Raw genomic sequence first — 13,687 nt, 5'->3', positions numbered from 1 at the left:
ATAGTTGAAAGAGATAACGTTGATTATATCATCCCAACTAAAACAAGAGAAACAAAATCATCACGCAGCCTCATGTCTAGATTTGAATCTCGACCTACAGGTTGAAAATCCCAGTCTATTGGGACCGAAATCTACACCTGTAGGACCGACCCCCGTCTCTCATAGCCCCAGACGGGCGAGCAAATTTAGGGTATGGCAGGTTGGTTTTACCCGCGGAGAAGGGCGGAGTAGGATATAGGGAGGGAACTCACCAATTCGCGATACTTACCTCGACTCTACTCGCTTGCGGTGTTCATTTAGGTGCTGGATGACGGCCGTGGGGTCTGATTCCTGAAAGCCAAGTTCATATGCTTCATCAATCATCATTCTTGATTGGATGGGGCTGCCCTCAAGCAAGCGTATTGCGTTATCGTAAGCATCTAACGCAGCTTTTGAATCGCCACGTTTGTGGCTGATGTCACCCAGAAAGGCATAAGCAGCTGCTAGTCGCGGTGAGTATGGTCGGTTCGTAATAAATTCTTGGAAGGTGGCGAACGCAGCGTCATAGCGTTGGTTTTCATAGTGCACATGACCAATCCGGAATTGCGCCTGATCTGCAAAGCTATCCTTATAACCCTGGGCAAGGTGTTGTGTCTGTTTCGGGTACGCAATTGTGGTCTGATAGGCTTTCACAGCCTCATCATATTGGTCGAGGGTACGATACATCTCGCCTAGTTGGAAATGCGCCATCATCGTCTGCGATGAGGACGGGTAATCCGATATAAGGGTCTGATAAGATTCGATTGCTTTTTCCGTGTTATTGAGGTGCTTAGCATAGACAACCCCGGTTCTATACACGGCTTCAGCCGCCCACAGGGATTGCGGATGGGCCTCTATCAGTTGGCGGTACGTAGCGGTTGCCTGCTCATAATCGTTCAATTCACGTTCATAAATTTTGCCCGCTCGGAATAGCGCGTAGGGAGTCAATGCGCCACCGATTGATTGCAACTTCTGAATAGTTGCGTACAACTCAACCTCGCGCAGCTGTGACCGGGCCTCCTGTGCGTGCTCACCAGTGGGTACATCAATGATATACTGCCGCGTAAGTGGAAGTGCATCAACATAGTTGCTGGCAGCAATCAGTTCTTGTATTCGATCCCATTCAACACTTGCAAAATCTAGCTCTAGTTGCCGAATCTTTGCTTCCAATTCCGTTTTGACGCGAGCTGGATCCTGGTCATATTTTCCGATTGCACCCAAGTAGATCGGATCTAGGGTAGGCAGATAGGCATACAGAAATGTCTGGAAGGCATCAATCGCTCGCCGACAGTCCCGCAATTTTTCGTAACAGATACCTGACCAATAGAAAACTGCGTGCATCTTCCAGAAGTCAGGGTGCTTCTCTGAGAGCTGTTCAAAAGCCTCCACAGCCCGGTCATATCGTCCCCGTTCTAGATGAATGCGTCCAATCTGAAAAAACGCCTCCGCTGCAAAAAGGCTCACCCCATGGTAGTTGTCCACAACCTTCTGGTACGCTTCGATCGCTAGCACCGGCTGATTCAAGACCTTATCTCGTAGATTCCCGATGCGCCATTGTGCTTCAGAGGCGAGCTTCGTGTCCCCGCGCCGCTCCAAGATCTCCTCATATACCTCGATCGCTTTTTCAGGTCGGTTCAGTTGATAGGGGCTGCGGTACAACTCCGCAATATGGAATCGCGCTTCAATTGCAAGGGGAGTCGCCTTATGCTCTTGGATGACGCGCTGTTGCTCTTGCAAATCATCAAGGGCGGTTTGAATGCTATGAATTTTTCGCAAGCCGGTTTTATGCGCAAGGTGTGCGGGGGGGAACTGATCAGCAAAAGTCCGGTAGGTCTGAATTGCTTCCTCGTATTTTCCCATCCGACAATACACATCGCCTTTCTTGATATAACCGAGGAACAGATCTTCTGCGGTCGCCCCTTTGCTGCTCAATTGGATAATCTTGTCGTAGACACTTAACGCTTGAGGATATTGATGGGTATAGGCGTAATAGATATCCCCCAATTTTTCGTAAATCCCGCAAAGTTGCTCTACACTGTCTGTCGAATCAGCTAGCTTCTCAAGGAGCTGTGCTGTCTCATGATACTTACCCCTTTCAAGCAGCGTGGCTATATTCTGAGCCTGCGCCTCCACGATAGCGAACAGCATCAGGCAAAAAGCAACAACACAAAAGAACCATCTCAGACGCAAAACATATTGCGAATAACCCAATATGGATCCTTCCATTCTTATATCCCTCCCCAGACTAGTTCGATCGGGATTCAGAGCAATGTTGTTTTAAGGAGCCTGCTCTGTCAATACCAGCAATTGGAGCGTTGCCAACCGGTCATTATCCTTCAAATGTCTTGTTTCAAGCGCTTCAGTGGTGTTATTCCAGATCTCCGCTTGTTGATACGTTTTAATTCTTTCGTGAGGAGATTGTATCGGAATGGCACTGATTTGAACATTTGACGATTGATCTTGGTTGATAAAAACCGTGGCAATCGAAATACTAATCACTAGTGCAAGGGTCGCTAGCGCGCTGCGAAAAATCCAAGCAGGACGGCGCTTCGTACCGGACAATCGAAAGATAGCAACAACTTTCGAGAGCAAATGTACCCGTTTAGTGGACGGAGATTCCGTCGCCAGACGTTTGTAGACATTCTTCTCAATGTTATCAAGAACGGCAGGCGGGATTGGCATCTCCTCTGCCTCTGCAGCCAAGCGCAGAGTTCTTTGCAAGGCTTCAACTTCGTGGGCACAAGCAGGGCAACCGCGTAGGTGTTCCTCAATACGGGTAGTCTCCTTCTCATTGAGCAACTCACAAATATATTCGGTGTAGATTTTTTCTAACTGTTTGCATTGTTTCATTCGGCAAACTCCTTGGGAAATGACGATTCAGCAGTTACATTCTTAAATGAGAATACAGGACCACGCCACACGTGCGGATCCGGAATCCGTTCGACAAACTGTCCGGAGGTCAGATTATTGATTACCAGCCTCCAGAACTGGATTGCGGACTGATTCTCACGAAGGATTCTGATTTCCCATTTTCCGGGAAAATGGTCAATGACATATTGTGCTGCTACGGTTCCGATACCTCGCCTCCTATATTTGTTCAGAATAAAAAACTCCGCTATGGAATGTGCGCCATCATTCTCAGGCAGCCAATTCACCTTATTAACAAGCGCAAATCCAGCAAGAGATTCTCGAAACAGGAACAAGTAGGGGTATCTTTTTTCTTCCATCCAGTAACAGTCAAGATATGAATAGCCATATAAACCGAACGGGTCAACATCATCATCAGTTACAATGCTCAGGTCATATTGATAGAGTTCAAGCAGCTGTTGGAGAATTTCCCTTTGTGATTCCTTGGCTTCGATAATTCTAAGATCTTTCATTATCTATGCTAACTTCGCCTACCAATCCATCTATAACCTCAATTCGCTTGAAAGGCATTTTATTGGTCTGCGCAATCTACTACCAAGGGGTGTTACAACCAAAACAGTATTATCTACTTTGCTTATGTCGTTCATCATCTATTTCGCATCTAATTCGGACCTAAATATCGTTTGTCTCCCAGAGGGGTAGTAACAAAGTTTGCAGTTTTTTTACCGCACGGTGCAGGTGAATCTTCACTGTCCCCTCTGCCATTCCAAGCACTTCAGTAATCTCTTTAATCTGTAATCCTTGATAGCGATTCAACATAAAAACAGCTTTCTGTTTTGGCGAAAGTTGATCTATTGCCTCACGAATAACCCGATGCCGATCTTTTTCCTCAATCTCCCATTCGGGATTACTCCATAAATCAACGGCTGTCGGCTCATCAATAGAAAGCTCTTCATCATCAAGCGAATAGGTCTGCCGGCGCGATTTTGCACGATGAAAATCAATGGACAAATTATGAGCAATTTTATAAAGCCAAGTTGAAAAACGGGCTTGCGGTTTCCAAGTGTCAAGCGCACGATACGCCTTAAAAAAGACTTCAATTGTCAACTCCTCAGCATCTTCATAATTCTTCACGGAACGGAGCAGGTAAGCGTAGATCTGCCCCTTGTATCGCTTCATCAGATCATCGAATGCATCGAGGCGACCGGCTTGAAATTGTGCAACTAGCATTTCATCTTCAACCATTCTATCCATGACCAACTTCCCGTGATTGATAGAGTGAGCAATTTTTCCTGTCTAAACTAAACGGTATGTGAACCGGAACGGTTTACAACCGGCATTACCGCTTTTAAGAATTTTTTGTCAACAAGAAAACGACACACCCAAACTCACCTTGGCGCGTTGAATCTCATCACATAAGTGACGAGTAGCGGCAACCGGATCCACTTGTCCACACACCGCTGAAATGACAGCAACGCCGTGGGCACCAGCGCGGATGACCTCATATGCAGTGTCAGTCGTAATACCACCAATGGCAATAACGGGGCACTGTGCGATTTCGGACATCCGTCGCAGGGCTTCTAACCCTTTCGGCAGCTCTGCATCCGGTTTGGAGGAGGTCTGATAGATAGGACCGAAGCCGATATAATCCGCCCCTGCAGAAATTGCTTCTAGGATCTTCTCCTCCGTCCGAGCAGAAGCCCCAATAATCATATCTGCTGACAAGATGCGTCGCCCCGCTACAATTGGCAAATCATCCTGTCCAAAATGAGCACCCGCTGCACCGACAGCGAGAGCAATATCCGCCCGATCGTTGACAATTAAGGAAATCCCACGCTTCGCACAAACAGCTTGCACCGCCTGCGCCGATTCGACCAATTCGCGTGTACTCCTATCCTTCTGACGAAACTGGATGGTGTCGGCACCGCCCTCGATCGCCATCTCTGCTAATTCCGCATGCGCAAACCGAGATTGGATCGTTGTATCGGTGATGACATGAAGCTCACCAATCTTTTCCATATCGTCACATCTCCCATAAAAGGGGCAAGACTATCCAAATTGTCTTAGGAGTTACGCACTTCAGATTGTAGTTGCCCGATTTATCGGGCATCAAGGGGCATGTGCAGACTCCACGCCTATTGTAAGCGGGGCATCTGGTTTCCCCGCATTGGGGGTGAAGCATTGAACTACAACACTTCATTGTTCAACTGCGTAAGTCCTATTGTCTATTCACCTTCAATCAATTCGCCAGCCTTCTTTTTAAAGGCAATCGCGCTTCGTGACACCTCGACCTTCACATTCTCTGCAATTATCAGAACGACAATGTCATTATCCACGCCCACAATTTTCCCATGTAACCCACCCGTCGTGACAACTTCGTCCGCCTTCGTCAAGTTACCTAGCATCGCTTGATGTTTTTTTCGCTTCAACTGTTCAGGACGTAAAATCAGAAAGTACAAAATCGGTATCATCAGCAGAATCGGAAAGAAAGCTCCGAGAAAATCCATAATTCAGTCCTCCAAATTAAAGAATAAGCATCGCATCGCCATAGCTAAAAAAGCGATAGTTTTGTGCGATCGCTTCTTGGTAAGCTTCAAACATAAATTCATGCCCAGCAAATGCGCTGACAAGCATAAGTAAAGTTGATTTTGGTAAATGAAAATTAGTAACCAAAGCATCAACAGCTTTGAACTGATAGCCGGGATATATAAAGATATCCGTATATCCCTGATACGAATCAACGCTACAATCCGTGGCAACCGTTTCAAGAGCGCGAACGGAAGTGGTCCCGACCGCAACGATTTTTCGCCCTTCCTCCTTTGCAGCGTTAATCTGATTAGCACTCGTTTGAGACAGCTCAAAATACTCCGAGTGCATCTTGTGCATCTCAATATCTTCCACTTTGACAGGCTGGAACGTGCCAAGTCCAACATGTAGCGTGAGAGTTACACGGTGAATCCTATCGCGTTTGAGTTTATCCAATAACTCCAACGTAAAATGTAATCCTGCCGTTGGCGCAGCGATCGCCCCTGCCTCCTTCGCATAAACGCATTGATACTCATCTTTATCGGTCTGGATCGGTTCACGTTTGATGTAGGGTGGCAAGGGAACTTTACCCACCTGTGCGAGAATGTCCTCAAAATCACCCTCATATTTGAATCGGACAGTATAAAGACCGAGCGGCGATTTGGCAAGAACTTTTCCCGTTAGGATTCCCTCCCCAAAGGTGATACGCGTTCCATGCGTGACACGTCTCCCCGGCTTTACCAACGCCTCCCAACTGTTCGTCCCCTTCTGACGGGTTAAGAGCAGCTCAATCTTGCCACCTGTCGGCAATTTCCGTCCTATGAGTCGTGCAGGAATGACCTTGGTGTTGTTAAGGACAAGCAAAGAACGAGCAGGGAGAAACTCGCCAATTTGGGAGAATTGCGTGTGGTGAATTTGGCGTGCCCCCCGATCCAAGACCATCAAGCGGGACCCATCCCTTTGTGGACAGGGCTGCTGGGCAATTAGTGCTTCGGGCAGGTCGTAATCATAATCGGTGAGTTTCATACTTGTTACACTTAGGGAAGGATTAGATCTGCAACCTCTCATAAATCGTCGCAATAGTCGGGAAGCGACATTTCCTTCTACAAAACACACAGTAGGAGCGATTTCCAAATCTAGGGTTTGTTTAGAAAAGCGTCGTCTGATACTCAGGCGTCGGATAGCCGAGGTGCTGATAAGCCGCATCCGTTGCAACGCGCCCCATCGGTGTCAACGTCAGAAAGCCAAGTTTAATTAAGTAGGGTTCGTAAACCTCTTCAATCGTACGCTCATCTTCACTGACAGCGACCGCCATCGCCTTCAGACCCGCCCGCCCGCGAAACTTCTCAATCATCGTCCGCAGATAGGCTCTATCGTTGTCATCTAAGCCGAGTTCGTCAATCTTGAAAAAGTCCAGTGCTTCTTGAGCGATCTCATAGGTGACAACGCCGTCAGATTTGACCGTTGCGTAATCCCTGACTTTTCTCAACATATTCTCCGCAATACGCATCGTGCCTCTTGAACGACAAGCCAACTCATGTTCCGCTGCTTCCTCAATTTTTACGGGCGGATGCATCCGCCGGCTCAGTCGGTTGATAGCAATCTGAATCTCCTCCGGTGTGTAATAATCGAGATGGATACGATTGCCAAAGCGATCCCGAAACGGTCCACCCAACAAGCCTTCACGAGTCGTTGCCCCCACGAGGGTAAAATGGGCAAGCGGTACAGTAATAATATCCGCCGCAGGTCCCTGACCGATAGGCAAATCTATCTTATAATCCTCCATTGCGGGATACATCGATTCCTGAACATAGCCCTTCATACGATGGATTTCATCAATAAAAAAGATCCCCTGTTCTTCGAGGGTGGTTAACATTGTCGCTAGGTCCAAGCGTTCCATCATGGGACCAACTGCTGACTTGAAGCTGCTCCCCATCTCATTGGCAACAATCCGAGCCAATGTTGTCTTGCCCAGTCCGGGCGGTCCCACAAACAGAATATGCGCGAGTGCTTGCTCCCTACTTTTGGCGGCTTCGATATGGATACGCAGCTGCTCTTTAATCCGCTCCTGCCCGATGAATTCATCAAGAGTCTGTGGTCTGAGGTTATATTGACTGTCCTCCAGGACCTCGATATCCGACTCGCTGAGAAGGGTTTGCATCTCTTTATCTGTATTCATGTCAGACTCACTGATTTAGTCGAGCAAGAGCCAATCTCACCAACTCTTCCCGTTTTGCTGTAGGTCCCAAGACTTTCTGGGCATCCACGATTGCCCGCTCCGCTGCGGACTCAGACGCTCCCAAACCCACCAACACCTGTACACCCGCTTCCGTATATTCTTGCTTGCCTGCCTCATCAACCTTGGCATCAAAGTGAATCTTACGCACGGTGTTCTTCAATTTCATTATCATCAGTTGCGCGAGTTCTTTATTGAGACGTGGCACCCGCATTAAGGTGGCGTGATCGGCATCACGGATCGCACGCTGGAAATCCGGAGGGGAGAGTTTGGAAACGACATTTAATGCGAGGGCGGGACCCACCCCTTTCACCACAAGGGCGGTTTCAAACACGGTAAGGTCATCCTGTGACGCAAATCCATAAAGCTTGACTTCATTTTCCCGGCAATGATAATGCGTATAAAGTGTGATATCGGATCCGACCTCCGGCAGCTGGGTTTTTGTACTCTCCGGAATCTCAACGCTGTATCCGACTCCATTAACATCAACGATGACCTGTTTTGAGCCATTGGCCGCTAAGATGCCCTTTACAAACGCAATCATGACTTGAGGTGCCTTTCACGAAGTTGAAGTATTTTATGGGAACGTGCATGACAAATTGCTATAGCAAGCGCATCTGCCGCGTGATCTGGACGAGGAATCTCTTTGAGCCTGAGCAAAAGTTTAACCATTTCTTGGACTTGACGCTTACTCGCCTTACCATATCCAACAACCGCTTGCTTAATCAGAGCAGGCGGATAACTATAGACCCGTCGATTTGTATTTGCAGCAACTAGTTTAGCGATACCTCTTGCCTCTCCCACAGCAAACGCACTGCTCACATTCTTGCTAAAGATAACATCCTCAAGTACAAATAACTCCGGCTGATATTCATCAGCCAACTGAGTCAGTTCGTCATGAATAATTTTCAAACGTTGCTCAGATTCATCCTTTGACGATGTCCGGATGCTGCCGAAACCGAGCGGAGTGAACGTTGATGACTCAGCTTTGATGATGCCATAGCCAGTATTCGCGATTCCGGGATCTATGCCGAGAATAATCATTTGTTCAGTAAGATAGACAGGATTTACGCAAATTTAGCACACAGAGGGTAGATTTTTGATTTTTAACCCCCTAAATCCCCCTGATCAGGGGGACTTATGAACGTGCTGCGTAAGTCCTAATAGAATGATTTACGTGAAGAAATGGTGCAATAGAATTGGGACTTCTTATTCCACCTGAATGAGCTAGTGCACCTTTAGCATTACGTTTCACGCGCTGTACGTTTTGCACCGTCTGCTGACATGAACTGATAGAATCAAGCTGCAGCTTCCAAAATATCATCGGGGATGTCGAAGTTTGCATAAACCTTCTGAACGTCGTCGCTATCTTCCAAAGCCTCCATCAATCGCAACATCCGCTGCGCTTCCTTACCTTCCGATTGCACCGTAGTCTGGGGAAGCATCGTCAGTTCAGCCTCCAGAATCGTTGCCCCGGACGCCTCAACCCCTTCTCTGACCGCCTCAAAATTCTCAGGAGACGTGATAATCTCTAGGTTGTCCTCCTGAACTGTCAAATCCTCCGCGCCTGAATCCAGTGCAATCATAAAAAGCTCATCTTCGTCAATACTACCCTTTTCGATAATCATCCAACCGCGCTTATCAAACAACCATGAAACCGAGCCGGGTTCTCCCATATTCCCACCATGTTTGCTCAAGATATGTCTAATATCAGCAATCGCTCGATTCCTGTTATCCGTCAACACATCGATCATGAGCGCAACCCCGCCGGGACCATATCCCTCATATACGATTTCCTCGTAATCCACGCCGTCAAGTTCACCAGTACCACGTAGAATGGCCTTTTCGATGTTATCATTCGGTACATTCTTCGATCTCGCGGTTAACACCGCCGACCTCAAACGCGGATTTATCTGGGTATCAGAGCCACCGATTCGCGCCGCAATGGTAATCTCTTTAATCAATTTTGAGAAAAGCTTCCCACGTTTCGCATCAACCGCAGCCTTCCGGTGCTTAATTGATGCCCATTTTGAATGACCTGACATGTCTTCCTCTCCTATGCATAGATTCTTGCGTATTTTAGCATACAGGCACAGCGGATGCAAGAAAATTGTCTTACGAACTGTTAAAGGCTTTTTTGCGACATGAAAAAAGCCCCAACCTAAAGGTTGAGGCTTTATTTTAGCTTCCCGGCAACGACCTACTTTCCCACGAAGTCACCCTCGAAGTATCATCAGCGCTGAAGGGCTTAACTGCCGTGTTCGAAATGGGAACGGGTGTTTCCCCTCCGCTCTTGCCACCGGAAAATACAGAAATTTATTATTCCAAAATATTTGACAATCGTATAGATTTGAATATTAAGCTATAGAGTAAAGTTATCAAGCCCTCGGCTTATTAGTACCAGTCAGCTAAACGGTTCGCACCGCTTACACCTCTGGCCTATCAACCTTTTAGTCTCAAAGGAGCCTTACCAGATTAACTCTGCAGCATATCTTATCTTGAGGCGAGCTTCACGCTTAGATGCTTTCAGCGTTTATCTCTTCCGAACATAGCTACCCAGCGGTGCCGCTGGCGCGACAACTGGTACACTAGAGGTTCGTCCACCACGGTCTTCTCATACTAGCGGCAGGTCCTCTCAAATATCCTACGCCCGTAACGGATAGGGACCGAACTGTCTTGCGACGTTCTAAACCCAGCTCACGTACCACTTTAATGGGCGAACAGCCCAACCCTTGGGACCTGCTGCAGCCCCAGGATGTGATGAGCCGACATCGAGGTGCCGAACCGCGCCGTCGCTATGAACGCTTGGGCGCGACCAGCCTGTTATCCCCGGAGTACCTTTTATCCGTTGAGTCACGGCCTTTCCACACAGAACCGCAAGATCACTAAGCCCTGCTTTCGCACCTGCTCGACATGTCTGTCTCGCAGTCAAGCTCCCTTCTGCCTTTACACTCTACGCACGGTTTCCAATCGCGCTGAGGGAACCTTAGGGCGCCTCCGTTACATTTTGGGAGGCGACCGCCCCAGTCAAACTACCCACCTGACACTGTCTTCGATCCGGATTACGAACCAGAGTTAGAATCTCAATGCAGCAAAAGTGGTATTTCAAGATCGACTCTACTGAAGCTGGCGCCCCAGTTTCACAGTCTCCCACCTATCCTACATAAGCTACATTAAAACCCAATATCAGGCTGTAGTAAAGGTTCACGGGGTCTTTCCGTCCTGTTACGGGTAACCGGCATCTTCACCGGTATTACAATTTCGCCGAGTCTCTCGCCGAGACAGTGTCCATGTCGTTACGCCATTCGTGCAGGTCGGATTTTACCCGACGAGGAATTTCGCTACCTTAGGACGGTTATAGTTACCGCCGCCGTTTACCTGAAGCTTCGGTTCAGAGCTGCCGGGCGAACCCTTGACTCTTTCCCTTAACCATATGGCACCGGGCAGGCGTCAGTCCCTATACATCATCTTACGATTTTGCAGAGACCTGTGTTTTTAGTAAACAGTCGCACGGACCACTTCACTGCGGCTTTTTTCGGATTCGCATGCAAGATGCTGCTCCTACTAAAAGTTGCCGAGTTCCTTAGCGAGAGTTCTCTCGAGCGCCTTAGGATTCTCTCCTCGCCTACCTGTGTCGGTTTGCGGTACGGACACCATTACGCGTCCACTCGAGGTTCTTTTCTTGGCAGACAACTAGACCAGTTTGTATCCTTACGGAATCCCTATCACCTCTCAGAGTCGTGAGACTTCGGATTTACCTGAAGTCACCTCTGTCGGGCTTAGCCCAGCACATCCATCCGCTGGTAGGTCCTAATGCCTGCGTCTCCCCTAGCTTCGTCCTTGTAATGGTGGTGCAGGAATATTATGCCTGCTACCCATCGCTTACGCCTTTCGGCCTCAGCTTAGGATCCGACTAACCCTCCAGGAACCCTTAGGCTTTCGGCGAACAAGCTTCTAACTTGTTTTATCGCTACTCATGCCGGCATAATCACTTCTAATTTGTCCAGCGTATCTTTCAATCCACCTTCATCCTACTATAGAACGCTCCCCTACCACTTCAACCCCGCTGTCGGCGAACCGGCACGTGGGTCAAAATCCGCAGCTTCGGTAACAGGCTTGAGCCCCGAGAATTTTCGGTGCAAAGCCACTTGACCAGTGAGCTATTACGCACTCTTTAAATGAATGGCTGCTTCTAAGCCAACATCCTGGCTGTCTGGGCAACGACACATCCTTTACCACTTAGCCTGTATTTGGGGACCTTAGCTGGCGATCTGGGCTCTTATCCCTTTTGTCAGTAGAGCTTATCCCCTACTGACTGACTCCCATGCTTGAGACAATGGCATTTGCAGTTTAACTGGAGTTGCTAACCTGGTGGGGCCGCTAGTCCAATCAGAGCTCTACCACCACTGCCAAACACATGAGGCTAGCCCTAAAGCTATTTCGGGGAGAACCAGCTATCACTGGGTTTGATTAGCCTTTCACTCCGATCCACAGGTCATCCCCCAAGTTTTCAGCCTTGGTGGGTTCAGGCCTCCACATACTTTTACGTATGCTTCACCTTGCCCATGGATAGATCACCCAGTTTCGGGTCTACTCCATGCAACTCTTTCGCCCTATTCAGACTCGCTTTCGCTACGGCTACGCTTCAGAAAAGCTTAACCTTGCTACACAGAGTAAGTCACCGGCTCATTATGCAAAAGGCACGCAGTCATGCATGTCTCGACGAATCGAGACTTAGCACTTCCACAGCTTGTAGGCTGTACGGTTTCAGGGACTATTTCACTTCCCTAGCGGGGGAACTTTTCACCTTTCCTTCACAGTACTTCTTCACTATCGGTCGCCAAGTCATATTTAGCCTTAGGAGGTGGTCCTCCTAGATTCCTACAGGTTTAGGCTATCCCATAGTACTTGGGAATAACGTTCAGGAAGCCAAGCCCTTTTCGCTCACGGGACTATTACCCTCTTTGGTTGGTCTATTCCAGACACATTAAGCTAAGCACTTGGTTTATAACTTCCCGGCTTGACCATATTCAAGCCCAACATTACCCCACAACCCTAGGTATACAACGTATATGGACTTTAACATATACCCAGTTTGGGCTATTCCCTTTTCGCTCGCCACTACTGGGGGAATCGAGTTTTCTTTCTGTTCCTCAGGTTACTGAGATGTTTCACTTCTCCTGGTTAGCCTCCCGACATACGCCGGGATGACAGGTCATACCTGCCCGGTTGCCCGATTCGGGGATCTCCGGATCAATGTTCACTAAACAACTACCCGAAGCTTTTCGCAGTTTGTCACGCCCTTCATCGCTACCTGGCGCCAAGGCATCCACCGTAAGCCCTTAGTAGCTTGATAAATTCTTTAGAAGCCGAATTCTCAAATCTATACAATTGTCAAAGATCAAAAGCTGTTACGCTTAGTGGAGATGAGCGGAGTCGAACCGCTGGCCTTCTGCGTGCAAAGCAGACGCTCTCCCAAACTGAGCTACACCCCCACATAGATATGGTGGGCTTATCTGGAGTCGAACCAGAGACCTCGCGCTTATCAGGCGCGCGCTCTAACCGTCTGAGCTATAAGCCCCTCCAAAAAATAAAAGATGCCATCTATGAAAGCTAAATAGGTTTCCGATATGCACAAATTAACGAGCTCGGGCAAAATGCCCTTGACTCCTTAGAAAGGAGGTGATCCAGCCGCAGGTTCCCCTACGGCTACCTTGTTACGACTTCGCCCCAGTCATCGGTCTCGCTTTCGCCAGCTGCCTCCCGAAGGTTAGCCTACCGTCTTCGAGCGCTACCGACTTCCATGGCGTGACGGGCGGTGTGTACAAGGGCCGGGAACATATTCACCGCGACCTGCTGATTCGCGATTACTAGCGATTCCAAATTCATGCAGTCGAGTTGCAGACTACAATCCTAACTGAGGTCGGCTTTTTGGGATTTGCTCCACCTCGCGGTCTTGCTTCCCTCTGTACCGACCATTGTAGCACGTGTGCAGCCCAGGGCATAAGGGCCATGCGGACTTGACGTCATCCCCACCTT

11 protein-coding genes, 2 tRNA genes and 3 rRNA genes are annotated in these 13,687 nt (G+C 48.4%); all 16 read right to left on the bottom strand.

The annotated features are described in order from the left end of the window. Window positions 1-264: 264 nt before the first annotated feature. Complete coding sequence (locus tag J4G02_14725) at window positions 265-2,244, bottom strand: tetratricopeptide repeat protein (GenBank protein MCE2395824.1); 1,980 nt, start codon at window positions 2,242-2,244, stop codon at window positions 265-267. Window positions 2,245-2,295: 51 nt separating this feature from the next. Further along, window positions 2,296-2,868 carry a hypothetical protein gene (locus J4G02_14720; GenBank protein MCE2395823.1) on the bottom strand — a complete coding sequence of 191 codons (573 nt, stop codon included), beginning with the start codon at window positions 2,866-2,868 and terminating at the stop codon, window positions 2,296-2,298. After that, window positions 2,865-3,398, bottom strand: coding sequence for a GNAT family N-acetyltransferase (locus J4G02_14715; protein MCE2395822.1), 534 nt, complete (start codon window positions 3,396-3,398; stop codon window positions 2,865-2,867). The genes J4G02_14720 and J4G02_14715 overlap by 4 nt, the downstream gene beginning before the upstream one ends. Before the next feature lie 160 nt (window positions 3,399-3,558). Beyond that, a complete protein-coding gene (locus tag J4G02_14710) occupies window positions 3,559-4,140 on the bottom strand; it encodes an RNA polymerase sigma factor (GenBank protein MCE2395821.1) in 582 nt (193 codons plus the stop codon). A 108-nt stretch (window positions 4,141-4,248) separates the two neighbouring features. Further along, on the bottom strand, window positions 4,249-4,905 hold the full coding sequence (thiE, locus tag J4G02_14705) for a thiamine phosphate synthase (GenBank protein MCE2395820.1): 657 nt from the start codon (window positions 4,903-4,905) through the stop codon (window positions 4,249-4,251). Window positions 4,906-5,111: 206 nt separating this feature from the next. Continuing rightward, window positions 5,112-5,393, bottom strand: a complete 282-nt coding sequence (gene yajC / locus J4G02_14700; GenBank protein ID MCE2395819.1) for a preprotein translocase subunit YajC — start codon at window positions 5,391-5,393, stop codon at window positions 5,112-5,114. Between the two features lie 16 nt (window positions 5,394-5,409). After that, window positions 5,410-6,438: a tRNA preQ1(34) S-adenosylmethionine ribosyltransferase-isomerase QueA gene (queA, locus tag J4G02_14695; GenBank protein ID MCE2395818.1), complete on the bottom strand. Its 1,029-nt coding sequence runs from the start codon at window positions 6,436-6,438 to the stop codon at window positions 5,410-5,412. 121 nt (window positions 6,439-6,559) lie between these two features. Then, complete coding sequence (gene ruvB, locus J4G02_14690) at window positions 6,560-7,591, bottom strand: Holliday junction branch migration DNA helicase RuvB (protein ID MCE2395817.1); 1,032 nt, start codon at window positions 7,589-7,591, stop codon at window positions 6,560-6,562. A 7-nt stretch (window positions 7,592-7,598) separates the two neighbouring features. Then, window positions 7,599-8,192 carry a Holliday junction branch migration protein RuvA gene (locus J4G02_14685; protein MCE2395816.1) on the bottom strand — a complete coding sequence of 198 codons (594 nt, stop codon included), beginning with the start codon at window positions 8,190-8,192 and terminating at the stop codon, window positions 7,599-7,601. After that, a complete protein-coding gene (gene ruvC, locus J4G02_14680) occupies window positions 8,189-8,692 on the bottom strand; it encodes a crossover junction endodeoxyribonuclease RuvC (GenBank protein MCE2395815.1) in 504 nt (167 codons plus the stop codon). Before ruvC ends, J4G02_14685 begins: the two co-directional genes overlap by 4 nt. A gap of 254 nt (window positions 8,693-8,946) precedes the next feature. Further along, on the bottom strand, window positions 8,947-9,693 hold the full coding sequence (locus J4G02_14675) for a YebC/PmpR family DNA-binding transcriptional regulator (protein ID MCE2395814.1): 747 nt from the start codon (window positions 9,691-9,693) through the stop codon (window positions 8,947-8,949). A 142-nt stretch (window positions 9,694-9,835) separates the two neighbouring features. Next, window positions 9,836-9,952 (bottom strand): 5S ribosomal RNA (gene rrf / locus J4G02_14670). A 70-nt stretch (window positions 9,953-10,022) separates the two neighbouring features. After that, window positions 10,023-13,004, bottom strand: a 23S ribosomal RNA gene (locus J4G02_14665). A 65-nt stretch (window positions 13,005-13,069) separates the two neighbouring features. Continuing rightward, a tRNA-Ala gene (locus J4G02_14660) sits at window positions 13,070-13,143 on the bottom strand. Window positions 13,144-13,152: 9 nt separating this feature from the next. Then, window positions 13,153-13,229: transfer RNA gene (locus tag J4G02_14655), tRNA-Ile, on the bottom strand. Window positions 13,230-13,323: 94 nt separating this feature from the next. After that, window positions 13,324-13,687, bottom strand: a 16S ribosomal RNA gene (locus tag J4G02_14650); the annotation flags it as partial.

The sequence above is a fragment of the Candidatus Poribacteria bacterium genome, assembly GCA_021295755.1.
Lineage (GTDB): Bacteria > Poribacteria > WGA-4E > WGA-4E > PCPOR2b > PCPOR2b.
This window is presented reverse-complemented; position numbering and strand designations above follow the sequence as displayed.

Bases quoted from the DNA above. Each gene is read 5' to 3' on its own strand.
- J4G02_14725 (MCE2395824.1), bottom strand. From the start codon at position 2,244: ATGGAAGGATCCATATTGGGTTATTCGCAATATGTTTTGCGTCTGAGA.
- J4G02_14720 (MCE2395823.1), bottom strand. From the start codon at position 2,868: ATGAAACAATGCAAACAGTTAGAAAAAATCTACACCGAATATATTTGT.
- J4G02_14715 (MCE2395822.1), bottom strand. From the start codon at position 3,398: ATGAAAGATCTTAGAATTATCGAAGCCAAGGAATCACAAAGGGAAATT.
- J4G02_14710 (MCE2395821.1), bottom strand. From the start codon at position 4,140: ATGGATAGAATGGTTGAAGATGAAATGCTAGTTGCACAATTTCAAGCC.
- thiE (MCE2395820.1), bottom strand. From the start codon at position 4,905: ATGGAAAAGATTGGTGAGCTTCATGTCATCACCGATACAACGATCCAA.
- yajC (MCE2395819.1), bottom strand. From the start codon at position 5,393: ATGGATTTTCTCGGAGCTTTCTTTCCGATTCTGCTGATGATACCGATT.
- queA (MCE2395818.1), bottom strand. From the start codon at position 6,438: ATGAAACTCACCGATTATGATTACGACCTGCCCGAAGCACTAATTGCC.
- ruvB (MCE2395817.1), bottom strand. From the start codon at position 7,591: ATGAATACAGATAAAGAGATGCAAACCCTTCTCAGCGAGTCGGATATC.
- J4G02_14685 (MCE2395816.1), bottom strand. From the start codon at position 8,192: ATGATTGCGTTTGTAAAGGGCATCTTAGCGGCCAATGGCTCAAAACAG.
- ruvC (MCE2395815.1), bottom strand. From the start codon at position 8,692: ATGATTATTCTCGGCATAGATCCCGGAATCGCGAATACTGGCTATGGC.
- J4G02_14675 (MCE2395814.1), bottom strand. From the start codon at position 9,693: ATGTCAGGTCATTCAAAATGGGCATCAATTAAGCACCGGAAGGCTGCG.